Source organism: Caballeronia jiangsuensis (genome assembly GCF_046030135.1).
Taxonomy (GTDB): Bacteria; Pseudomonadota; Gammaproteobacteria; order Burkholderiales; family Burkholderiaceae; genus Caballeronia; species Caballeronia jiangsuensis.
On record NZ_JAQQDB010000034.1, the window covers coordinates 39,445 to 59,326 of the forward strand.

The 19,882-nt window shown below is 64.0% G+C and carries 23 protein-coding genes; 10 read left to right on the plus strand and 13 right to left on the minus strand.

Features of this window, described 5'->3' with window-relative positions:
* Window positions 1-384 precede the first annotated feature (384 nt).
* From PQR08_RS28650 to PQR08_RS28675, 6 genes are all read right to left on the minus strand, one after another.
* Window positions 385-1,377, minus strand: a complete 993-nt coding sequence (locus PQR08_RS28650) for an asparaginase (protein WP_250483564.1) — start codon at window positions 1,375-1,377, stop codon at window positions 385-387.
* Between the two features lie 31 nt (window positions 1,378-1,408).
* A complete protein-coding gene (locus PQR08_RS28655; protein ID WP_035498772.1) occupies window positions 1,409-2,335 on the minus strand; it encodes a CysB family HTH-type transcriptional regulator in 927 nt (308 codons plus the stop codon).
* Window positions 2,336-2,370: 35 nt separating this feature from the next.
* Window positions 2,371-3,441, minus strand: coding sequence for a sulfate/molybdate ABC transporter ATP-binding protein (locus PQR08_RS28660; protein ID WP_035498774.1), 1,071 nt, complete (start codon window positions 3,439-3,441; stop codon window positions 2,371-2,373).
* A 16-nt stretch (window positions 3,442-3,457) separates the two neighbouring features.
* Window positions 3,458-4,462 carry a sulfate ABC transporter permease subunit CysW gene (cysW, locus tag PQR08_RS28665; RefSeq protein ID WP_408163092.1) on the minus strand — a complete coding sequence of 335 codons (1,005 nt, stop codon included), beginning with the start codon at window positions 4,460-4,462 and terminating at the stop codon, window positions 3,458-3,460.
* Complete coding sequence (cysT, locus tag PQR08_RS28670; protein WP_250483562.1) at window positions 4,363-5,268, minus strand: sulfate ABC transporter permease subunit CysT; 906 nt, start codon at window positions 5,266-5,268, stop codon at window positions 4,363-4,365. Before cysT ends, cysW begins: the two co-directional genes overlap by 100 nt.
* Before the next feature lie 92 nt (window positions 5,269-5,360).
* Window positions 5,361-6,395, minus strand: a complete 1,035-nt coding sequence (locus PQR08_RS28675) for a sulfate ABC transporter substrate-binding protein (RefSeq protein WP_187604831.1) — start codon at window positions 6,393-6,395, stop codon at window positions 5,361-5,363.
* Between the two features lie 259 nt (window positions 6,396-6,654).
* On the opposite strand from PQR08_RS28675, the gene lexA reads away from it, so the two are divergent.
* The 3 genes from lexA to PQR08_RS28690 all read left to right on the plus strand — a co-directional run bounded on the left by lexA (window position 6,655) and on the right by PQR08_RS28690 (window position 8,564).
* The gene (gene lexA, locus PQR08_RS28680; protein WP_035498780.1) at window positions 6,655-7,332 is read left to right on the plus strand and encodes a transcriptional repressor LexA; all 678 of its coding nucleotides are present in this window, start codon (window positions 6,655-6,657) and stop codon (window positions 7,330-7,332) included.
* A 216-nt stretch (window positions 7,333-7,548) separates the two neighbouring features.
* Window positions 7,549-7,875, plus strand: a complete 327-nt coding sequence (locus PQR08_RS28685; RefSeq protein WP_035498782.1) for a hypothetical protein — start codon at window positions 7,549-7,551, stop codon at window positions 7,873-7,875.
* An 89-nt stretch (window positions 7,876-7,964) separates the two neighbouring features.
* Window positions 7,965-8,564, plus strand: coding sequence for a DUF2939 domain-containing protein (locus PQR08_RS28690; RefSeq protein ID WP_187604832.1), 600 nt, complete (start codon window positions 7,965-7,967; stop codon window positions 8,562-8,564).
* Between the two features lie 3 nt (window positions 8,565-8,567).
* On the opposite strand, the gene PQR08_RS28695 is transcribed toward PQR08_RS28690, so the two are convergent.
* Window positions 8,568-9,077 (minus strand): universal stress protein, encoded by a 510-nt coding sequence (locus PQR08_RS28695; RefSeq protein WP_035498786.1) that lies wholly within the window; start codon window positions 9,075-9,077, stop codon window positions 8,568-8,570.
* A 335-nt stretch (window positions 9,078-9,412) separates the two neighbouring features.
* On the opposite strand from PQR08_RS28695, the gene nodI reads away from it, so the two are divergent.
* On the plus strand, window positions 9,413-10,360 hold the full coding sequence (gene nodI / locus PQR08_RS28700) for a nodulation factor ABC transporter ATP-binding protein NodI (protein ID WP_035498944.1): 948 nt from the start codon (window positions 9,413-9,415) through the stop codon (window positions 10,358-10,360).
* A gap of 4 nt (window positions 10,361-10,364) precedes the next feature.
* On the plus strand, window positions 10,365-11,210 hold the full coding sequence (locus tag PQR08_RS28705; RefSeq protein WP_222946460.1) for an ABC transporter permease: 846 nt from the start codon (window positions 10,365-10,367) through the stop codon (window positions 11,208-11,210).
* Between the two features lie 58 nt (window positions 11,211-11,268).
* Here the strand turns inward: PQR08_RS28705 and gnd are convergent, their stop codons facing one another.
* From gnd to PQR08_RS28720, 3 genes are all read right to left on the minus strand, one after another.
* Window positions 11,269-12,249, minus strand: a complete 981-nt coding sequence (gene gnd / locus PQR08_RS28710; protein WP_250483561.1) for a phosphogluconate dehydrogenase (NAD(+)-dependent, decarboxylating) — start codon at window positions 12,247-12,249, stop codon at window positions 11,269-11,271.
* Window positions 12,250-12,255: 6 nt separating this feature from the next.
* The gene (gene tkt / locus PQR08_RS28715; protein WP_250483560.1) at window positions 12,256-14,349 is read right to left on the minus strand and encodes a transketolase; all 2,094 of its coding nucleotides are present in this window, start codon (window positions 14,347-14,349) and stop codon (window positions 12,256-12,258) included.
* 272 nt (window positions 14,350-14,621) lie between these two features.
* Window positions 14,622-15,674, minus strand: a complete 1,053-nt coding sequence (locus PQR08_RS28720; RefSeq protein ID WP_187604834.1) for an NADP(H)-dependent aldo-keto reductase — start codon at window positions 15,672-15,674, stop codon at window positions 14,622-14,624.
* 166 nt (window positions 15,675-15,840) lie between these two features.
* Here PQR08_RS28720 and PQR08_RS28725 point away from each other — a divergent pair, with 166 nt between their 5' ends.
* The gene (locus PQR08_RS28725) at window positions 15,841-17,265 is read left to right on the plus strand and encodes an MFS transporter (RefSeq protein ID WP_187604835.1); all 1,425 of its coding nucleotides are present in this window, start codon (window positions 15,841-15,843) and stop codon (window positions 17,263-17,265) included.
* Window positions 17,266-17,270: 5 nt separating this feature from the next.
* Here the strand turns inward: PQR08_RS28725 and PQR08_RS28730 are convergent, their stop codons facing one another.
* Complete coding sequence (locus PQR08_RS28730) at window positions 17,271-17,561, minus strand: helix-turn-helix domain-containing protein (RefSeq protein ID WP_250483559.1); 291 nt, start codon at window positions 17,559-17,561, stop codon at window positions 17,271-17,273.
* A complete protein-coding gene (locus PQR08_RS28735; protein WP_250483565.1) occupies window positions 17,530-17,736 on the minus strand; it encodes a type II toxin-antitoxin system RelE/ParE family toxin in 207 nt (68 codons plus the stop codon). The genes PQR08_RS28730 and PQR08_RS28735 overlap by 32 nt, the downstream gene beginning before the upstream one ends.
* A gap of 203 nt (window positions 17,737-17,939) precedes the next feature.
* Here PQR08_RS28735 and PQR08_RS28740 point away from each other — a divergent pair, with 203 nt between their 5' ends.
* The 4 genes from PQR08_RS28740 (at window position 17,940) to PQR08_RS28755 (ending at window position 19,563) form a co-directional block, all read left to right on the plus strand.
* Window positions 17,940-18,137, plus strand: coding sequence for a hypothetical protein (locus PQR08_RS28740; protein WP_187604836.1), 198 nt, complete (start codon window positions 17,940-17,942; stop codon window positions 18,135-18,137).
* A 190-nt stretch (window positions 18,138-18,327) separates the two neighbouring features.
* A complete protein-coding gene (locus PQR08_RS28745; protein WP_238215580.1) occupies window positions 18,328-18,720 on the plus strand; it encodes a hypothetical protein in 393 nt (130 codons plus the stop codon).
* Between the two features lie 4 nt (window positions 18,721-18,724).
* Window positions 18,725-19,066 carry a hypothetical protein gene (locus PQR08_RS28750; protein ID WP_250483558.1) on the plus strand — a complete coding sequence of 114 codons (342 nt, stop codon included), beginning with the start codon at window positions 18,725-18,727 and terminating at the stop codon, window positions 19,064-19,066.
* A 35-nt stretch (window positions 19,067-19,101) separates the two neighbouring features.
* Entirely contained in the window at window positions 19,102-19,563 is a 462-nt protein-coding gene (locus tag PQR08_RS28755; protein ID WP_250483557.1) for a lytic transglycosylase domain-containing protein, read from the plus strand.
* On the opposite strand, the gene PQR08_RS28760 is transcribed toward PQR08_RS28755, so the two are convergent.
* Window positions 19,529-19,882 carry a putative quinol monooxygenase gene (locus PQR08_RS28760; RefSeq protein ID WP_238215575.1) on the minus strand — a complete coding sequence of 118 codons (354 nt, stop codon included), beginning with the start codon at window positions 19,880-19,882 and terminating at the stop codon, window positions 19,529-19,531. The genes PQR08_RS28755 and PQR08_RS28760 overlap by 35 nt on opposite strands.

Below are 19,882 nucleotides of genomic sequence, written 5' to 3' on the forward strand. Positions count from 1 at the left end.
CTCCAGCCCGCTTCGCGGCCGATGGGTCAATCGGGTTTGCGTGCGCTTCTTCTTCGACGGTTTCCCTCGCATACCCAACGGCAGCGCGTAGCGCTGTGCCGAAGCTCTTTGGTGCTGAACCAGCGCGCTGAAACCTCTCGGGCGGCAGACCGTGCGCGAGCCAAGCCCGATTGGGCCTTCGAGGGCGACACTTAGGCGAGTGCCATGGGCGGCTGGCAAGCATGGCCAACGTGCGTGTGACCGCGGGCTTAAACGAGCTGCTTTCTTTGGTTACTTTCTTTGCAGCAGCAAAGAAAGTGACCCCCGCCCCGGGGAGGGGCGGTGCTAATAGACCGACAAGAAATCAGGCCATTCATGGAAGTCCAAGCAAACAAAAAAAAACCCCTAATAAACATCAAAAACGCGCTGCAAGTCATCAACTCCCGAAGCAAGAGCAAGCATCAACAAAACCCGCGCCTTATAAGGGTTAAGCGTCCCCGCACTGACGCTCCCGATGGCGTCATCATTCGCGGCGCCGTTGCGCATCACATGCCCCGCCCCCACGCGCGACGCGCGCACAACCGCGACGCCGTGCGAAACGGCATCGGCGAGCGCCTGCGTAAGCGTCGCATGCATCGAGCCATTGCCCGTCCCCGCAACAACAATCCCCCGCACTCCCGCCGCAACAAGCGCATCGACCATCACCCGCGATGCATCCGCGTAACTCGCGACGATCTCGACCATCGGCCATTGACCGGTCACGGAGAACTCGCTCGCGACGGTATGCGGCCGCACGACCATACGCTGAAACTCGACGCGCCCGTCCTGCACAAAACCGAGCACGCCGGTCTCGGGCGAGCGAAACGCATCGACGGCGTAAGTGCTCGTCTTGGTGACATCGCGCGCGCTGTGAATCTGGTTATTGACCGCGACGAGCACGCCCTTGCCCGCCGCATCCCTCGACGCCGCGACCGTCACCGCGTTCAGCAGATTGAGCGGGCCATCGGCGGACAGCGCAGTCGATGGGCGCATCGCCGCCGTCAGCACGACAGGCTTCGCGCTCTTCACCGTGAGATGCAGCAGATACGCGGTTTCTTCGAGCGTATCGGTGCCATGCGTGACGACCACGCCATCGATATCGTCCTGCGCGAGCAGTTCGTCGATGCGCGATGAGAGTGTGGCCCACAGCGCGGCGCTCATGTCCTTGCTGTCGATGCTCGCGATCTGCTCGGCGTGAATGCGCGCCACTGAACCGAGCGCCGGCACGGCATCGAGCAATTTGTCGACGCCGACGACGCCCGCCTTGTAGCCCGCCGTCTTCGATGCGTCACCGGCGGACCCGGCGATGGTGCCGCCCGTCGCCAGCACGGCGATGCGAGGGAGAGAGGAAGTATTCATGCCGGCGATTGTAAATCAGCCGGCATGCGGATCACGCCGTTTCGCGAAGCTGGGCCGCGATCTGCGCTTCTTCGAGCTGCGGCGCGAACATCTCGATCAATCGATACGCATACGCCCGCAAAAACGCGCCCTTTCTCAAGCCGACACGCGTCGTGCTGGCCTCGAACAGATGCTGCGTATCGAGCGCGACGAGCTCGGTGTCTCGCTTCGCGTCGTAGGCCATCGCCGCGACGATGCCGATGCCCATGCCGAGCTCGACATACGTCTTGATGACGTCGGCATCGATCGCGGTGAGCACGATATCGGGAATCGCGCCCGCGCTCGCGAACGCCTGGTCGACGTGCGAGCGGCCGGTGAAGTCCTGGTCGTAAGTGACGATCGGATATTCGGCGATCTGCTCGAGCGTGATGTTCTCGCGGCCGACGAGCGGATGACCCTTCGGCACGACGACCGTGTGATGCCACGAATAGCACGGAAACGTGACGATATCCGGATAACGGTCGAGCGCTTCGGTCGAGATGCCGATATCCGCCTCGCCATTGATGATCATCTGCGCGATCTGTTGCGGACTGCCCTGGCGCAGCGCGAGATGCACCTTCGGGAACACCTCGGTGAACTGGCGGATGACCTTCGGCAACGCGTAACGCGCCTGCGTGTGAGTCGTCGCGACGACGAGATGGCCGTTGTCCTGATCCGCGAACTGGCGCGCCACGCGCCGCAGGTTCTCCGCGTCGAGCAGCATGCGCTCGATCAGCTGATGCACCTCCTTGCCCGGCTCGGTGAGACCCGTGAGACGTTTGCCGCGGCGAATGAAGATATCGACGCCGAGCTCGTCCTCCAGATCCTTGATCTGTTTCGACACGCCCGACTGCGACGTGTAGAGCACGTTGGCGACCTCCGTCAGATTCATGTTCTGACGCACGGCCTCGCGCACGAAGCGCAATTGCTGGAAATTCATGTGAAACCTCTCCGCGATCCTTTTATGTTGTTATCTCATTGCGCCGGCGACGGCGCCGGAAAGACGCGCAGCGCGCGCGGCACGGCCGTCACGCCGTCGCCGACATCGAGCTTGAGCGCGCGCCATGCCTCGCGATCCAGTTCCGCCTCGATCACGCCGCCTGCGCTGCCTTCGAGCTCGACACGCACCGAGCCGCCGAGCGTCACGACGCGCCGCACGCCGACCACGATGCCGTCGCGATGCGTGCCGTCGGCGGGATACAGCGCGAGATCGTGCGGACGCACATACGCGAGCGCCCGGCCCCTGAAATGCGCCTCCGCGGCGATCGGGCTCGCGGCGCCATCGACGACAAAGCCGCCGGCATCGACATTGCCCTGCAGCCGGTTCGCCGCGCCGAGAAACTCGTACACGAACGACGTCTGCGGATGATCGTACACGTCTTGCGGACTGCCCACCTGCTCCACCCGCCCATGATTCATCACGACAATGCGGTCCGCCACTTCGAGCGCCTCTTCCTGGTCATGCGTGACGAAGAGCGTCGAGATATGCAGATCGTCGTGCAGGCGGCGCAGCCAGCTGCGCAGTTCCTTGCGCACCTTGGCATCGAGCGCGCCGAACGGCTCGTCGAGCAGGAGCACTTTCGGCTCGACGGCGAGCGCGCGAGCCAGCGCGATGCGCTGCCGCTGTCCGCCCGACAGTTCGGACGGAAAACGCTCGGCGAGCCAGTCGAGCTGCACGAGTTTCAGCAGTTCATGCACCTTCTCGCGGATCACGGCTTCGCTCGGACGCTCGCGGCGCGGCTTCACACGCAGGCCGAACGCGACGTTCTCGAACACCGTCATGTGCCTGAAGAGCGCGTAGTGCTGGAACACGAAGCCGACCTGCCGCTCGCGCGCGCCGACTGCCGCGACGTCTTCGCCATGCAGCACGACCTGGCCCGCATCGGCGAATTCGAGGCCCGCGATGACCCGCAGGAGCGTGGTCTTGCCGCAGCCCGAAGGCCCGAGCAGCGCGACGAGTTCGCCCGCAGGAAAATCGAGCGTGACGTTGTCGAGCGCGGTGAAATCGCCGAAGCGTTTTTGCAGATTGCGAACGTTGATGCTCATGATGTTGTCGGCCTCTTCAATTCTGTGCGGGTGTCCGGGTTTCGCTGATGGCTTGCGACATGCGCCGCTCCGCGAGGAGCTTGAGCGCGAGCGTCACGAGCGCGAGCAGCGCAAGCAGCGACGCCACCGCGAACGCGGCCGAGAAGTTGTATTCGTTGTAGAGAATTTCGACGTGCAGCGGCATCGTGTCGGTCTGGCCGCGGATATGGCCCGACACCACCGATACCGCGCCGAACTCGCCCATCGCGCGCGCGTTGCAGAGAATCACGCCGTAGAGCAGGCCCCACTTCACGTTGGGCAGCGTCACGCGCCTGAAGATCTGCCAGCCCGATGCGCCGAGCACGTGCGCCGCTTCCTCTTCGTCGTTGCCCTGCGCCTGCATCAGCGGAATCAGCTCGCGCGCGACGAACGGGAACGTCACGAAGATCGTCGCGAGCACGATGCCCGGCACGGCGAAGATGATCTGCACGTCATGCGCGGCGAGCCACGGACCGAACCAGCCTTGCGCGCCGAAAATCAGCACGTAGATGAGACCGGAGATCACGGGCGAAACCGAAAACGGCAAATCGATGAGCGTGGTCAGGAGCGCCTTGCCGCGAAAATCGAACTTGGCGATCGCCCACGAAGCGGCCAGCCCGAACACGACGTTCAGCGGCACGGCGATCGCCGCGGTGATCAGCGTGAGCTTGATCGCGGACCACGCATCGGGATCCTTCAGCGACTCGAAGTAATAGTCGATGCCCTTCGCGAACGCCTGCACGAACACCGCGACGAGCGGCACGACGAGAAAGAGCGCAAGAAACACGAGCGCGATGCCCGTCAGCAGCCAGCGCACGGCGCGCGGTTCGGTGACGGGATTGAGGCCGCTTGCGCGCACGCGTGCGGCGGCGTGCACCGGAAGCGCCTTGCTATCGGGCGTGCTCATACCTGACCTCCGCCCGGATGTCCGACATGCAGCGAAGGCCCGGCCGCGACGGCAGGCGCCGCGCCCGTCTTGCTCGTGCGCCGCTGGAGAAACCATTGCAGCGTGTTGATGAAGAGCAGCATCAGGAACGACACGCACAGCATCACGACGGCAAGCGCGGTCGCGCCGGCGTAGTCGTACTGTTCGAGCTTTGTGATGATGAGCAGCGACGTGATCTCGGATTTCATCGGCACATTGCCCGCGATGAAAATCACCGAGCCGTACTCGCCGAGCGCACGCGCGAACGCGAGCGCGAAACCGGTCAGGAGCGCGGGAAACACCGAAGGCAGCACGACGCGGCGAAACGTCAGCCAGCGCGTCGCGCCGAGGCACGCGGCGGCCTCTTCCTGCTCGCGCTCGAACTCTTCGAGCACCGGCTGCACCGTGCGCACGACGAACGGCAAGCCGATGAACGTCAGCGCGACGAGCACGCCGAGCGGCGTGAACGCGACCTTGATGCCGAGCGGCGCGAGATATTGCCCGATCCAGCCGTTGCCCGCATAGACCGCGGCGAGCGAGATGCCCGCGACGGAGGTCGGCAGCGCGAACGGCAAATCGACGATCGCATCGACGATGCGCTTGAACGGAAACGTGTAGCGCACGAGCACCCACGCGACGAGAAAGCCGAACACCGCGTTGATGAGCGCGCCGCCGAGCGCGGCACTGAACGTGAGCCGATAGGACGCGAGCACGCGCGGCGACGTGACCGCGCGCACGAACTGCGCCCAGTCGAGCGTCGCGGTCTTCGCGAAGGTGGCGGCAAGCGGAATCAGCACCACGAGGCTTAAGTACGCCACCGTGATGCCGAGCGTCAGGCCGAACCCGGGAAGCGCGCTCGGCTTCTTGAATGTGAGGGTCGTCATCCTTGATTGATCCTTTTCTTGCGCCGGGGTAGGGCGCGTCGCTGCTTCGGGCGCGCGGCGTCATTGACGCGCCGCGTCGCCCGCTCTTTCGCTTACTGCGGCTGATAGATCGAATCGAACACGCCGCCGTCCGCGAAATGCGTCTTCTGCGCCTTCGTCCAGCCGCCGAACGTGTCGTCGATGGTGTAGAGCTTCAGCTTCGGAAACTGCTTCGTGAGTTCAGCGGGCACCTTGTCCGAACGCGGCCGATAAAAATTGCGCGCGGCGATCTGCTGTCCTTCGTCGCTATATAGATACTTGAGATAGGCGTCGGCGAGCTTGCGCGTACCGTGCTTGTCGACGACCTTGTCGACCACCGCGACCGGCGGCTCCGCGAGAATGCTCACCGACGGCACCACGATCTCGAACTTGTCCGTGCCGAATTCCTTCACCGAGAGGAACGCCTCGTTCTCCCACGCGATCAGCACGTCGCCCTGGCCGCGCTGCACGAAGCTCGTCGTGGCGCCGCGCGCGCCGGAATCGAGCACGCCGGCGTTCTTGTAGAGCTTCGTCACGAAGTCCTTGGCGGTCTGGTCGTTGCCGCCCGGCTTGTGCTGCGCATACGCCCACGCCGCGAGATAGTTCCAGCGCGCGCCGCCCGAAGTCTTCGGATTCGGCGTGACGATCGACACGCCGGGCTTGGCCAGATCGTCCCAGTCCTTGATGTGCTTCGGATTGCCCTTGCGCACGAGGAACACGATCGTCGAGGTGTACGGCGACGCGTTGTCCGGCAGACGCTTCTGCCAGTCCGCGTTGACGAGTCCCTTGGACGCGAGCGCATCGATGTCGTAGGCGAGCGCGAGCGTGACGACATCGGCCTGCAGACCGTCGAGCACCGCGCGCGCCTGTCCGCCCGAGCCGCCGTGCGACTGCTTGAAAGTGACCGTTTCGCCCGTGTCGGCCTTCCACTTCTTCGCGAACGCCTGATTGAAGTCCTGATACAGCTCGCGGGTCGGGTCGTAGGAGACGTTCAGAAACGACGTCTGCGCAAACGCCGACGCAGCCAGCCCGACGCCCGCCGCCGTCAGCGCTGCCGCCGCGAGCACGCGCCGCGCGCCCTTGCCCAATCCCAGTTTGATGCTTTGCATTCCCCGTTCTCCGTCTTATCGAATTGACGGAATCAGTCTATCGAGGCGTCTATATGATTAGAAATAATCGTTATTCACTTTTTTATACGTAAAACTGCTAAGAAGCATATTCCTGGGTGGAAGAAGCGACGGCGGCGGCGAAACGCGTCCTCGGCTGCGGCGGGCGGACGAACTTAAAGTAAAGCTTGAAAAGCGCGAAATACTGTATAAAAATACAGTCAACTGTCCATCCATACAGTGCACCCAGGGGCCAGAGCCTGTGACAAAGACATCAAAACTTACCGCGCGGCAGCAGCAGGTCTTCGAACTGATCCAGCGCGCGATCGACCGCACGGGCTTTCCGCCGACGCGCGCCGAGATCGCGGCGGAACTCGGTTTCAGCTCGGCGAATTCGGCCGAGGAGCACTTGCGGGCGCTGGCGCGCAAGGGCGTGATCGAACTGGCGGCGGGCTCGTCGCGCGGCATCCGGCTGCTCGGCGACGCCTCGCGCATCGATCGCTCGGAGGAACTGCCGCATCAGTTCACGCTGCCGCATCAGAGCATCATGCAACTGTCGCTGCCGCTCGTCGGACGCGTCGCGGCAGGTAGCCCGATCCTCGCGCAGGAACACATCTCGCAGCATTACGCATGCGATCCCGCGCTCTTCTCCAGCAAGCCGGACTATCTGCTGAAAGTGCGCGGCCTGTCGATGCGCGACGCCGGCATTCTCGACGGCGATCTGCTCGCCGTGCAGAAGCGCACCGAGGCGAAGGACGGACAGATCGTCGTCGCGCGTCTGGGCGACGACGTCACGGTCAAACGCTGGAAGCGTCGTCCGGACGGGGTCGAGCTGATCGCCGAGAATCCGGACTACGAGAACATTTTCGTGCGCTCCGGCAGCGGCGATTTCGCGCTGGAAGGCATCGCGGTTGGCCTGATTCGTTCTGGCGAGTTCTGAAGTCTCCGCCCGGCAAGGGCGGGGAGCGAAAAGCGCGGGCAAATAGTTCGCTCATGTTCAGAAAGAGATAAGAATGGGACAAGAAATGTCCCATTGACATCGCAAGATAGCCTCACCAACCGCTTTAACGCTCAGTCGAGGCGGCTCAAACACAACAAGCATGACGGCCGCCGTGCGCGGTGCGCCGCGGTGCGTCCTATCGTCTGGAGAGTCATCATGGAACGTTTTGCCCGTCTGCTGCCCTTCCGTCAGTTTGGCCGCCTGCGCCATCTGCGCACGCTGATCGCATGCGGCACGCCGCACGCCGAAACCGCCCCCGACCTCTTCGACGACATGCCCGCGCTGCCCTCCCGGCAGCCGGCTTTCGCGCGCGTGTCGCTGAGCAGCACGGTGCACGCGGAGCCGGAACAGCGCGCGCCGGTGCGCGTCTATCGCGGGCAATCGCGCGTGATTCTGGTGGGCAAGATCGACGAAGTGTCGCGCATGATCGACCGTTGCATCGCGGAGGAAGACGCGGGGCTCGCCGGCGGCATCCTCGCCTGAATCGGGGCGGAACGTGAATTCACGGGATTTATCGCGCGCCGGCGTGGTCAATCCCGGATTCACGTTTTGCAAAGAGGCTTCGTCGTCGCATGTCCCGCACTACCCGCTCTGTCGCTACCGCGTTCGTTGTCCTGATTCTCGTCGCGGCGCTCGCTTTTATTTACGCGTCACCTTATATCGCGCTGAATCGCGTGAAGCGCGCAGCCGATGCCCGCGACGCGCAGACCGTCAACCAGTACGTCGATTTTCCCGCGCTGCGGGCGAGCCTCAAGGAACAGGTCGGCGCACTGCTCACGCGCCGCGTCGATATTCAAAAGAGCGGCAATCCGCTCGCAATCATCGGGGCGATGATCGGTGCGGCGCTCGTCGGTCCTCTCGTCGATTCATATGCGACACCGGACGGCGTCGCGGCGATTCTGAACGGCATTCCGCCGCGCGGCGATCCGGGCGAGCAACCGCCGCAAGCCGGAAACGGTGCATCGGCAACGCCGTCGAACGCGCCGGCCTCGGGCGTCACGGCCGCGCAGCAGGCGCCCAGGGAACCGCCACAGACCACCGCCGGTTATCGAAGCCTGAACACGTTCGTCGTCACCTATCAGCACGGCGCCGGAGATGCGCGTTACTCGGCGATCTTTCACCGCTACGGCCTCGTGTCATGGAAGCTCGTCGCGGTCGATCTCAATGGCTGACGATCAGGCGCCGGCTTCGGCCTTGACGGGCTTGGCCGCGTAAGCCGCTTCGTCTTCCGCTTCCGCCGATTCACCCGCCTGACACACGGCCACGAGAATGCTGCACTTCACGCGGTCGAGCAAGGGCGTGTTGCCCGCGCCCATCCACCAGCGCGCGAGACCATTGCGGCAACGATGCCCGACCACCACGAGATCGACCTGAAGGCTTTCGGCAAGCGCGGCGATCTCGTCGATCGGATGCCCGAACGCGAAATGTCCCTGCGCCTGAAGACCGCGTTCGCGGAGCCACTCGACGCCTTCCTGCAGAATGTCGCGCGCGGCCTCTTCGAAGCGTCCGCAGGCCATATCGGTTAGCAGTCCGGCGCTCTGCGCGATGCTCGAGCGCATATCCACCACCGCGAGGACGTGCGTCTCGGCATTCAGATCCAGCGCGAGATTCGCGCCTTGCCGCAATGCCTTGCGACCTTCTCTGGAGCCGTCATAGCAGAGCAGGATTTTTCGGTAGCTTTCCATCATGACCTCCCTGGCCAACTTGCCCTTCGCGCCCGCCCGACGCGACCCGAAGCGCGATTTACCCGCGGCGTTGCTTCATCATCGTGCGTCGCCCCTTGGGTGACAACGCTGGAAAACGCTTACCGACGCGAACATGCTAGCTCGCACCGTGCCAGAACTCCGAACACGCCGACGGACAAGCCTCTGGCACTTTCGGCCGGAACCGGTTCAGCGCCCGTCGCACAGGTTTGACACGCGCTCGCCGCACGCGGTTGCACGCCAGGCATCGCCTTGGTGCAATGGATTACACTAGCCCGCTGGATTTCCCCTACGCGATTTTCCTGCGGCACGAATGCATGACTGATCAAACATCACGCGAGTCCGATGAAAGCGGCGCGCCCGCCATCGAGTTCAGCGAAGTAAGGAAGCACTACGGTGAGCGCACCGTGGTCGATGGTCTGTCGTTCGATGTGCGGCCCGGCGAATGCTTCGGACTGCTCGGCCCGAACGGCGCGGGCAAGACGACGACGCTCAAGATGCTGCTCGGCATCACCTCGCCCGATAGCGGTGCGATCCGTCTTGTCGGCGAGCCGGTGCCCGCACGCGCCCGTTTCGCGCGCGAACGCGTGGGCGTCGTGCCGCAATTCGACAATCTCGATCCCGATTTCACGGTGCGCGAAAACCTGACTGTGTTCGGCCGCTACTTCGGTCTCACCGGCGCGCGCATGGATGCCCTCGTGCCTTCGCTGCTGGAGTTTGCGCGCCTCGAGAGCAAGGCCGATGCGCGCGTCGGCGAACTGTCGGGCGGCATGAAGCGGCGTCTCACGCTCGCGCGCGCGCTCGTCAACGATCCCGATGTTCTCGTGATGGACGAACCCACCACCGGACTCGATCCGCAAGCGCGGCATATGATCTGGGAGCGCCTGCGCTCGCTGCTCGCGCGCGGCAAGACCATCCTTCTGACGACGCATTTCATGGAAGAAGCCGAACGTCTTTGTGATCGCCTTTGTGTGATCGAGGAAGGCCGCAAGATTGCCGAGGGACGGCCGCGCGATCTCATCGAATCGGTGATCGGCTCGGATGTGATCGAGATCTATGGGCCCGATCCGCAGGCGCTCGCGGCGGAGCTCGAACCGTTCGTCGAGCGCATGGAAGTGAGCGGCGAAACGCTCTTTTGCTATGTCGACGATCCGCAGCCCGTGCATGCGCGCGTGAAAGGCCGCGCGGACGTGCGCTATCTGCATCGTCCGGCCAATCTCGAAGATGTTTTCCTGCGTCTCACGGGACGTGAGATGGTGGACTGAAACAATGGATACGCTCGAACCATCCCGTATCGGACGAAAACGCGAGTCGAAGCGCGCGGAAAATTTCACGCCGCTATCCAGCGCGCTGCCCGCCAATGCGACGCACTGGATGTCGGTCTGGCGGCGCAACTATCTCGTCTGGAAGAAGCTCGCGATCGCCTCGATGATCGGCAATCTCGCCGACCCGATGATCTATCTCTTCGGTCTGGGGCTGGGTCTCGGGCTGATGGTCGGGCATGTCGACGGCGTGTCGTATATCGCGTTTCTCGCGGCGGGCACGGCGGCATCGAGCGTGATGATGTCCGCGAGCTTCGAGGCGATGTACTCGGGCTTCTCGCGCATGCACGTGCAGCGCACGTGGGAAGCGATCATGCATACGCCGCTCACGCTCGGCGACATCGTGCTCGGCGAGATCGTATGGTCCGCGAGCAAGTCGGTGCTGTCGGGCGTGGCGATCATGATCGTCGCGGGCGCGCTCGGCTATGCGAGCTTTCCGTCGATGCTGATCGCGCTGCCCGTGATCGTGCTGACGGGACTCGCGTTCGCGAGCACGGCGATGGTCATCACCGCGCTCGCGCCGAGCTACGACTTCTTCATGTTCTATCAGACGCTCGCGCTCACGCCGATGCTGCTGCTCTCCGGCGTGTTCTTTCCGATCGCGCAACTGCCCGCGATCGCCCGGCACGTCACGCAGGTTCTGCCGCTCTTCCATGCGGTCGAGCTGATCCGCCCGGCGATGCTCGGCCGCCCGTTCGATGGCGCAGCGTTGCACGTGCTCGTGCTGACCGCCTATGCGGTCGTGCCGTTTTTCCTGTGCGCGTGGCTCTTCCGGCGACGCATGATGAAATGAAAAACGGCGATGGACCGCTGAAGTCCATCGCCGTGTTCACATCGTCGAAGAAAAAGAGCTACTTCACGGGAAACTCGTGATGCCCGCCGAAGCCGAAGCGCATCGCGGAAAGCATGCGCTCGGGGAACGACTCGGCATCGCGCGAGCGGAAGCGCGTGTAAAGCGCCGCCGACAGCACCTGGGCGGGCACCGCTTCCTCGATCGCCGCCTCGATGGTCCAGCGCCCTTCGCCGCTGTCCGCGACTTCCGTCGAGAAGCGTTCGAGCGTGCCGTCGCTGGCGAGCGCGCCCGCAGTAAGATCGAGCAGCCATGACGACACCACGCTGCCGCGCCGCCATACTTCGGCGATATCCGCGAGATCGAGCGTATAGCGTTCGCCTTCCGCGAGATCCTTCGACTCCTTGTGCCTCAGGATATGGAAGCCCTCGGCATACGCCTGCATCAGGCCATACTCGATGCCGTTGTGCACCATCTTCACGAAGTGCCCCGAGCCGACCGGCCCGCAGTGCATATAGCCGTTCTCGACGCGCGCATCGCGTCCTTCGCGGCCAGGTGTCTGCGGAATGTCGCCGCGTCCAGGCGCGAGTGTCGCGAGAATCGGATCGATCCGCCGCACGACCGCCTCGTCGCCGCCGATCATCATGCAGTAGCCGCGCTCCAGTCCCCAGATGCCGCCCGACGTGCCCACATCGACGTAATGGATACCCTTCTCGCGCAACTGCGCGGCGCGGCGGATATCGTCCTTGTAGAAGCTGTTGCCGCCGTCGATGATCACGTCATCCGCGCCGAGGATCTTGTGCAGATCGTTGAGCGTGTCTTCCGTGATCTTTCCCGCGGGCAGCATCAGCCAGACGACGCGCGGCGCACTTAGCTTCGCGACGAGATCGCCGAGATCCTTCGCGCCCGTCGCGCCTTCGCTCGCGAGCGCTTCGGTCGCTTGCGGATTGTGATCGTACGCGACGCACGTATGCCCGGCGCGCATCAGCCGCCGCCCGATGTTGCCGCCCATGCGCCCCAGTCCCACGATGCCGATCTGCATGATGATTCACTCCTTGCCGTTGGATTTCACGCGTTCGATCTGCTTCTTCGCGGCGTCGTAGACCGCTTCCGGCGTGAAGCCGAATTTCGTCTTCAGCGCTTTCAATGGCGCCGATGCGCCGAACGTGTGCATCACGATCTGCGATCCCAGGCGGCCGACATAGCGATCCCAGCCAAGCGTCGCGGCCTGCTCGACGCAGACGCGCGCATTCACGTCCGGCGGCAGCACCGAGTCCTTGTACGCCTGATCCTGCTTCTCGAAGATGTCCCACGACGGCATCGATACCACGCGCGCCGCGATGCCTTCGCCCTTCAGCTTCTCGTAGGCCTCGACGCACAGCGACACTTCGCTGCCGGTCGCGAGCAGAAGCACTTCGGGCTTCTTGCCGCTATCGGCGTCGGCGAGCACGTAGGCGCCGCGCTTCACCCCATCGGCCGATGCGTACTTCTTGCGATCGAAGGTCGGCAGCGCCTGACGCGTGAGCACGATGCACGAAGGCTCCTTCGAATGCGTCAGCGCGACGCGCCACACTTCGGCCACTTCGTTCGCGTCGGCGGGACGCAGCGTGCACAGGCCCGGCACGCCGCGCAGCGAAGCGAGCTGCTCGATCGGCTGGTGCGTCGGACCATCTTCGCCCACACCGATCGAATCGTGCGTGAACACGTAGATCACCGGCACTTCCATGATCGCGGAAAGGCGGATCGGCGGCTTCATGTAGTCGCTGAAAATCAGGAACGTCGATCCGTACGGGCGCAGCCCGGACAGCGCGAGGCCGTTGCAGACTGCGCCCATGCCGTGCTCGCGGATGCCGAAGTGCAGATTGCGTCCGCCATAGCTGTCGTGCTCGAAGCTGCCCGCGCCTTCGAACTTGAGATTCGTCTTGGTCGACGGCGAGAGATCCGCCGCGCCGCCGATCAGCCAGGGAAGGCGCGGCGCGATGGCGTTCAGCACCTTGCCCGATGAATCGCGCGTCGCGATGCCCTTCGCGTCGGCTTCGAACGTCGGAATGTCGGCGTCCCAGTTGTCGGGAAGCTTCGATTCGAGCATCTGCCACGCTTCTTTCGCGAGTTCCGGATTGGCCTTCTCGTAGGCGTCGAAGCGCTGTTTCCATTCGGCATGCAGCTTCTTGCCGCGCGCGCCCATGCCGTCGGCGAAATGCTGCATCACGCCATCGGGCACGTAGAACTGCTTGTCCTCGGGCCAGCCGTAGAACTTCTTCGCGAGCTTGACCTCTTCCTCGCCGAGCGCTTCGCCGTGCGCGCTCGACGTGTCCTGCTTGTTCGGCGCGCCCCAGCCGATGATGCTCTTCACGACGATCAGCGTCGGCTTGTCCGTGTGCGACTTCGCCTTGTTGATGGCGTCTTCGAGCGCCTGCGCGTCGTTGGCGTCGTCGACATGCAGCGTGTGCCAGTTGTAGCCGTGAAAGCGAGCCTCGACGTCGTCGCTATAGGCGAGGTCCGTATGACCTTCGATGGTGACGCGGTTGCTGTCGTAGATCCAGATGAGATTCGAGAGCTTCAGATGCCCCGCGAGCGACGCGGCTTCGTGCGATACGCCTTCCATCATGTCGCCGTCGCCGCAGAGCGCATAGACGCGGTAATCGAAGATCGCATCCTTGCCCTTGTTGAAGTGGGCTTCCTTCCAGCGCGCGGCCATCGCCATGCCGACGCTGTTGCCGAGACCCTGCCCGAGCGGGCCGGTCGTCGTCTCGACGCCGGTCGTCATGCGGTATTCCGGGTGGCCGGGCGTCTTGCTGTCGAGCTGGCGGAAATGCTCGATGTCGTCGAGCGACACCGCGGGCTTGCCGGTCGGCTTGCCGTCCTGGTCGAACTCCTTCACGCCCGCCAGATGCAGGAGCGAGTAAAGCAGCATCGACGCATGCCCGACCGACAGCACGAAGCGGTCGCGGTTGGGCCAGAGCGGCGCGTCGGGATCGTAACGAAGATGGTTCTGCCAGAGATGGAACGCGACGGGCGCGAGCGCCATCGGCGTGCCGGGGTGGCCGGAATTGGCCTTCTGCACGGCGTCCATCGAGAGGGTGCGGATGGTGTCGATCGTGAGGCGATCGAGATCTTTGGCCTGCGGTGTTCCTTGAGACATGAGCGACGACTCCTTTGCGAAGAGCGCGCTGTGGCGAAAGGCGCCGCAGCGGGCAACCAGGACCATCGAGCAAGTGTAGTGCCTTGCAGCCGGCACCGCACCGCGAACGTTGCGAGGGGTGCGCCGTGGGTCAAAGCGTCAGGCGCTTCGGCCCACGGCGGTATTACGAAAAGGATGCGGGTACTAAGCGCCTGCTATACGAACGTCAATGCTGACACATTCGCGGCCAGCGCATCCGATTCTTCGACAAATGCATGACCGGACAGGGAATTTCAGGGCGCCGGATTCGGCTGACGTTCGTGCAGTGCTTCGATTTCGGCCAGAATTTCCTCCGACAGTTCGATGTTCACGCTCTCGATGTTCTCCTTCAGTTGCGGCATCGACGTCGCGCCGATCAGCGTGCTCGTCGTAAACGGCCGCGTGTTGACGAACGCGAGCGCGAGTTGCGTCGGCGTGAGTCCGTGGCGCTTCGCCAGCTCGACATAGGACGTGATCGCGGCGATCGCCTGCGGCTTGCTGTAGCGCTGAAAGCGTTCGAACAGCGTGATGCGCGCGCCCGCCGGACGCGCCCCGCCTTCGTACTTGCCCGACAGCCAGCCGAACGCGAGCGGCGAATACGCGAGCAGCCCGACGCCTTCCTTGTGCGTGAACTCGGACAGGCCGAGCTCGTACGTGCGGTTCACGAGGCTGTACGGATTCTGAATGCTGACGATCTTCGGCAATCCGGCCTTTTCGGCGGCGCGCAGGAATTGCGCGACGCCCCACGGCGTTTCGTTCGACACGCCCACATGGCGGATCTTGCCCGCCTTCACGAGCTCGGCCAGCGCGGCGAGCGTTTCCTCGATGGGCACCGTGTATTCGTCGTCGAGATACGGGTACGACGGACGGCCGAAGGTCATCGTGCTGCGATCGGGCCAGTGCAACTGATACAAATCGACGTAATCCGTTTGCAGACGCTTCAGACTGCCGTCGATGGCTTCGTTCAGGTTCTTGCGGTCGAACTGGTTGCCCGCGCCGCGAATATGCCGCGGATTGTGCGGCTGGCGCGCGGGCCCGGCGATTTTCGTCGCGAGCACGATGTCGCCGCGCTTCGCGGCGTTCTTCGCGAGCCACGTGCCGATATATTCCTCGGTGCGGCCCTGCGTCTCGGGGCGCGGCGGCACCGGGTACATTTCGGCGGCATCGATCAGGTTCACGCCCTGGGCCAGCGCGTAGTCGATCTGCTCGTGCGCTTCGCTTTCGGTGTTCTGCTCGCCCCAGGTCATGGTGCCGAGCCCGATCAGGCTGACGTCGAGACCCGAATCACCCAGTTTCCGAAACTTCATTGCTCATTCCTCTTGTTGGCGTTGTGTTTGCGCGTTGTCGGCGCATTGTCGGAAATGCTGCTTGGCTGGTTTTCCGGCAATCGCAAAAACTACCATAGGCGCGAAAGCTCTGCTCTCGCGGCTAGAATGGCAAGCTTCCAACACGTCATGCAGGAGCGTTCGACCGATGCCGTCCGCAAGCGATCGCGACAACAAAGGCTCGTCGCTCATCGTCACGCTCGTCGCGGCGACCTTCTTCATGGAGAACCTCGACGGCACGATCATCGCGACCGCATTGCCGCAGATGGCGCGCTCGTTCAACGTGCATCCCGCCGACATGAGTCTCGGCATCACGGCGTATCTGCTGACGCTCGCCGTCTTTATCCCGATTTCCGGCTGGGCCGCTGACCGCTTCGGCCTGCGCACCGTGTTCGCGAGCGCGATCGCGGTGTTCACCGCGGCGTCCGTGTTGTGCGCCACGACCTCGACGCTGCCCGCGTTCGCCGCGGCGCGCGTGCTGCAGGGCATCGGCGGCGCGATGATGGTGCCGGTCGGCCGACTGGCCGTGCTGCGCGCGACACCCAAGGAAGGCCTGATGCGCGCCATCGCGATCATCACGTGGCCGGGACTCGTCGCGCCGGTGATCGGCCCGCCGCTCGGCGGCTTCATCACGACGTATTCGTCTTGGCGCTGGATCTTCTATTTGAACGTGCCGCTCGGTCTGATCGGCTTGCTGCTGACGCTGCGCTTCATCGGCAACGAGCGCGGCGACGCGACACGGCGCTTCGATCTGCCGGGCTTCGCGCTCTGCGGCATCGCGTGCACGACGCTGCTCTACGCGATGGAACTGGTCGGCCGCAGCGACGCCGACTGGACGCTCGTCGGCGTGCTCGTCGCGGTGGGCGTGGCGGCGGGCATCGCTTCGTGGTGGCATCTGCGGCGCGCGGCGCATCCGGTCGTGGATCTGTCGGCGCTGAAGGTGAAAACCTTTGCCGTGGCGATGGGCGGCGGATCGCTCTTTCGCATCGCGATCAGCGCGGCGCCGTTTCTGTTGCCGCTGATGTTCCAGGTCGGCTTCGGCATGAACGCGTTCGAATCGGGCCTGCTCACGCTTGCCGTGTTCGCGGGCAATCTGTCGATGAAGCTCGTCACCACGCCCGTGATGCGCCAGTTCGGCTTTCGACCGGTGCTGATCGTCAATGGCGTGCTCGCGGCGCTGTCGCTTGCCGCGATGAGCCTGCTCGCGCCGACGACGCCGAAGCTCGTGATCGTCGTCGTGCTGTTCGCGAGCGGCCTGTCGCGCTCGCTGCAGTTCACGGCGCTCAACACGCTGAGCTTCGCCGATGTGCCCAAAGCGCAGATGAGCGGCGCGTCGGCGCTGTCCAGCACGCTCTTTCAGATGACGATGGGCATCGGCGTCGCGGTCGGCGCGATCGCGTTGCGCATCGGCGAGTGGCTGCACGGTCACGATGCGCATTCGATCGGGCCGGAGGATTTCGGCGTCGCGTTTCTGATCGTCGCGTTCGTGGGGCTGGTGGGCGTGCTCGATCTGTTCGGGCTCGCGAGGGATGCGGGCGCGCTCGTTTCGGGGCATCGGAAGCCGAAGGCGTGACGGTTTTATGACGCGTTCACAAGCTCGAATCTGAACCGCTTGCCGAGCGCCGCGGCCGCGCTCGCCAGCGTCGTCAGCGTGAGACTGGTATCGGTCTCGTCCAGCAAACGGTTGAGCGCCGAACGGCTCGTTTTCATTTTCGCCGCCATCGCAGTTTTCGTGATGTGCTGCGCCTTCATTTCCTGCTCGATCTGCCACGCGATCACTCGCTTGATCGCCGTGGCCGTGACTTCGTCGAGAATGCCTTCATCCTGAAGGAAATCGTCAAAGTCGCTGCCGACGTGTTTCTTCGTCATATCGCACTCCGTGCGCCTGCGATTTCTGGATGAAGCCGTGGAGCAGAACCATTTCGCCGTCTCTCACCGTGAACAACACCCGCGCGATTCGTTGATGCAGGTGGATTCGGATTTCCCACAAATGTTTGGCCAGTTTTTTGACGAGCGGCATGCCGAGCGGCCAACCGATCTGCATGGTCTTGATGTCGGCGCCGATTGCTTTCTTGTCCGCTACATTCAGTACGCCCAAACGTTCACGGACCAGTTCATTGCCTGACCTAGTGCGCGCGTAGTTGGACTCGCGTGCTAATCGAATTGTACCAATTTTGGTACGTCATAAGAAACCGTAGTGCACGCGAGAACGCTAAAGTTCGCGCCCCTCAGGCCGTAATCCGCGGTATGAACTCCCACACGCTCGACTCGCTCGCTGCCCTGACCGAAACGGTCGCCGCCATCCGCCACGCGCGCGGCCTGAAGAATCCCCACGATCTACCCGAAGGCTCGCCCGAGCGAGAAATCGCCGCCGACGCCTTCGCCAACGATTTCCTCCGCGCGCTCGACGCCGAGCCGAGCATCGGCGCGTGGTGGCCCATCTGATCGATCCCCGCGCATTTCACCGTCACATCGGTAACGTCGCGGCATCGTTTGCCGCGATCCGTGCGGGGCGATTTCCCGAATCGCTGTCTTCTGAGTCAAGTCTTGCTATTTGGCGAAACGTTTGCGCGCCGCTATCAAGTCGCGCGCGTGCGAGCCGTCAACTCGCATATCACCATGACTGAATCAGGAGATGCCAGTGAAGGGGGCAGCGTCACTTTTTTTTGCCATCGCCGTCGCATTCGCCGTGACCGGCTGCGCGCCGATGCAGGCGGCCAGCACGGCCCAGACCGACAAGCCGGCGGTGTCCGCCGAAATCATCCGCTTCGAGATTCCCGCTGACGCGCTCGGCGCGCGCGATCCGCAACTCACCGCGATGCTCGCAAAGGCCGGTGCGCTCGCGGCCGCGCAGAAGCAGCCGACGACCATCCTCGTCACCGCGCTTGCACAGGACTTTCCGTATCTCAACCAGGCGATCTGGAAAGGCGTTCCCGCCCGGCACACGGTCAGGCTCAGCCTCGAAAATCTGACCGCCGGCGCGCGACAGCCCTACAGCGTGTCCATCAAGCCGACGCAGGGAGGCTGACGCGATGCGCCGATTCCTGATCCTCGCCTCCGGCATATTGCTTTCGGCGAGCGCCTTCGCAGGTCCGCTCGACGTGAGCGCGCCCGCCTCCGTGCAAACGCTCGCGGCGCTGGGCCCCGTCGTCCAGAAGGTCTATCCGCCCTTGCCCACGCTCGCGATGCTGCCCCCCGCCGCCACCGACGACGACGATCCGCCCGTCAAGTCCGCGAGCAAAAAAGGCAAGAAAACGCGCCGCGTCGCCGATTGCAAATGCAGCGGCCCGGAACCGCGTCTCGTCGTGTCCGACGAATCGCGCGCGTACATGAAGGACGTCGAGCATCGCATCGACATCGCGCTCGCGCCGTAAGCGACGCGCGCCCATTTCCGAAGGAGCCACGCCTCATGTTCCGTTCGACTCATGCAGCCCTCGCCGCCTGCGTACTGCTCGGCGCATCGCTCGCGCCGGGCGCCGCTCGCGCCGACGATTGCTTCGAGCAGGCCGCCGCCTATCAGGGCGTCAATCCGCTCGTGCTGCGCGCCGTCGCCTGGCGCGAATCGAAAGGCGATGCAGCCGCGATCAACCGCAACGCCAACGGCTCGATCGATGTCGGCCAGTTGCAGATCAACTCGATTCATTTCACCGATCTGGCGCGTCAGGGCATCCCGCATCGCGCGCTCGCCGATCCGTGCGTCAACGTGTTCGTCGCCGCATGGCTCCTGAAGCAGAAGATGGTGAAGTACGGCAATACGTGGCGCGCGATCGGCGCCTATCACTCGGAGTCGCCGAAACATCGCGATGCCTACGCGCGCAGCATCCAGCAAATCCTCGTCAGCTGGGGCGAACTGCAGCCGGCGATGCGCTGAGCGCGCTGCGTTCGTAGGTTCGCACCGGCGTGAGAAATTCGATCGTCCGGTCGCGCGCGAGCAATTGCGGCAGCACGGCCTCGTAGGCCTGCCGATAAGGCCGGCCCAGATGATGCGCCCGGAAATGCTCGGCCGAGCACGCCCACGTTTCGTACAGCACGAGCGTATCGGGATCGTCCGCCGCGCGATGCAGATACGTGTTGATGAAGTCCGGCTCTTCGGACATGCGTTCCAGCACGTCGAGAAGACGCGTTTCGAGTTCATCGCGATGCTCGGGCTTGCCCGGCAGATGCACGACGAACGAAGTGATGTCACTCAT

What these genes read in the sequence shown, in the direction of transcription:
- cysW (WP_408163092.1), bottom strand. Translation starts at nt 4,462, where the DNA reads ATGGTTTCTCCAGCGGCGCACGAGCAAGACGGGCGCGGCGCCTGCCGT.
- PQR08_RS28735 (WP_250483565.1), bottom strand. Translation starts at nt 17,736, where the DNA reads ATGCAGATCGGTTGGCCGCTCGGCATGCCGCTCGTCAAAAAACTGGCC.
- PQR08_RS28690 (WP_187604832.1), top strand. Translation starts at nt 7,965, where the DNA reads ATGTCCCGCACTACCCGCTCTGTCGCTACCGCGTTCGTTGTCCTGATT.
- PQR08_RS28760 (WP_238215575.1), bottom strand. Translation starts at nt 19,882, where the DNA reads ATGAGTGACATCACTTCGTTCGTCGTGCATCTGCCGGGCAAGCCCGAG.
- PQR08_RS28695 (WP_035498786.1), bottom strand. Translation starts at nt 9,077, where the DNA reads ATGGAAAGCTACCGAAAAATCCTGCTCTGCTATGACGGCTCCAGAGAA.
- PQR08_RS28730 (WP_250483559.1), bottom strand. Translation starts at nt 17,561, where the DNA reads ATGACGAAGAAACACGTCGGCAGCGACTTTGACGATTTCCTTCAGGAT.
- cysT (WP_250483562.1), bottom strand. Translation starts at nt 5,268, where the DNA reads ATGACGACCCTCACATTCAAGAAGCCGAGCGCGCTTCCCGGGTTCGGC.
- PQR08_RS28660 (WP_035498774.1), bottom strand. Translation starts at nt 3,441, where the DNA reads ATGAGCATCAACGTTCGCAATCTGCAAAAACGCTTCGGCGATTTCACC.
- PQR08_RS28705 (WP_222946460.1), top strand. Translation starts at nt 10,365, where the DNA reads ATGGATACGCTCGAACCATCCCGTATCGGACGAAAACGCGAGTCGAAG.
- PQR08_RS28685 (WP_035498782.1), top strand. Translation starts at nt 7,549, where the DNA reads ATGGAACGTTTTGCCCGTCTGCTGCCCTTCCGTCAGTTTGGCCGCCTG.
- PQR08_RS28750 (WP_250483558.1), top strand. Translation starts at nt 18,725, where the DNA reads ATGCGCCGATTCCTGATCCTCGCCTCCGGCATATTGCTTTCGGCGAGC.
- PQR08_RS28720 (WP_187604834.1), bottom strand. Translation starts at nt 15,674, where the DNA reads ATGAAGTTTCGGAAACTGGGTGATTCGGGTCTCGACGTCAGCCTGATC.
- PQR08_RS28675 (WP_187604831.1), bottom strand. Translation starts at nt 6,395, where the DNA reads ATGCAAAGCATCAAACTGGGATTGGGCAAGGGCGCGCGGCGCGTGCTC.
- tkt (WP_250483560.1), bottom strand. Translation starts at nt 14,349, where the DNA reads ATGTCTCAAGGAACACCGCAGGCCAAAGATCTCGATCGCCTCACGATC.
- PQR08_RS28740 (WP_187604836.1), top strand. Translation starts at nt 17,940, where the DNA reads ATGAACTCCCACACGCTCGACTCGCTCGCTGCCCTGACCGAAACGGTC.
- PQR08_RS28755 (WP_250483557.1), top strand. Translation starts at nt 19,102, where the DNA reads ATGTTCCGTTCGACTCATGCAGCCCTCGCCGCCTGCGTACTGCTCGGC.
- PQR08_RS28745 (WP_238215580.1), top strand. Translation starts at nt 18,328, where the DNA reads ATGCCAGTGAAGGGGGCAGCGTCACTTTTTTTTGCCATCGCCGTCGCA.
- PQR08_RS28725 (WP_187604835.1), top strand. Translation starts at nt 15,841, where the DNA reads ATGCCGTCCGCAAGCGATCGCGACAACAAAGGCTCGTCGCTCATCGTC.
- gnd (WP_250483561.1), bottom strand. Translation starts at nt 12,249, where the DNA reads ATGCAGATCGGCATCGTGGGACTGGGGCGCATGGGCGGCAACATCGGG.
- PQR08_RS28650 (WP_250483564.1), bottom strand. Translation starts at nt 1,377, where the DNA reads ATGAATACTTCCTCTCTCCCTCGCATCGCCGTGCTGGCGACGGGCGGC.
- PQR08_RS28655 (WP_035498772.1), bottom strand. Translation starts at nt 2,335, where the DNA reads ATGAATTTCCAGCAATTGCGCTTCGTGCGCGAGGCCGTGCGTCAGAAC.
- nodI (WP_035498944.1), top strand. Translation starts at nt 9,413, where the DNA reads ATGACTGATCAAACATCACGCGAGTCCGATGAAAGCGGCGCGCCCGCC.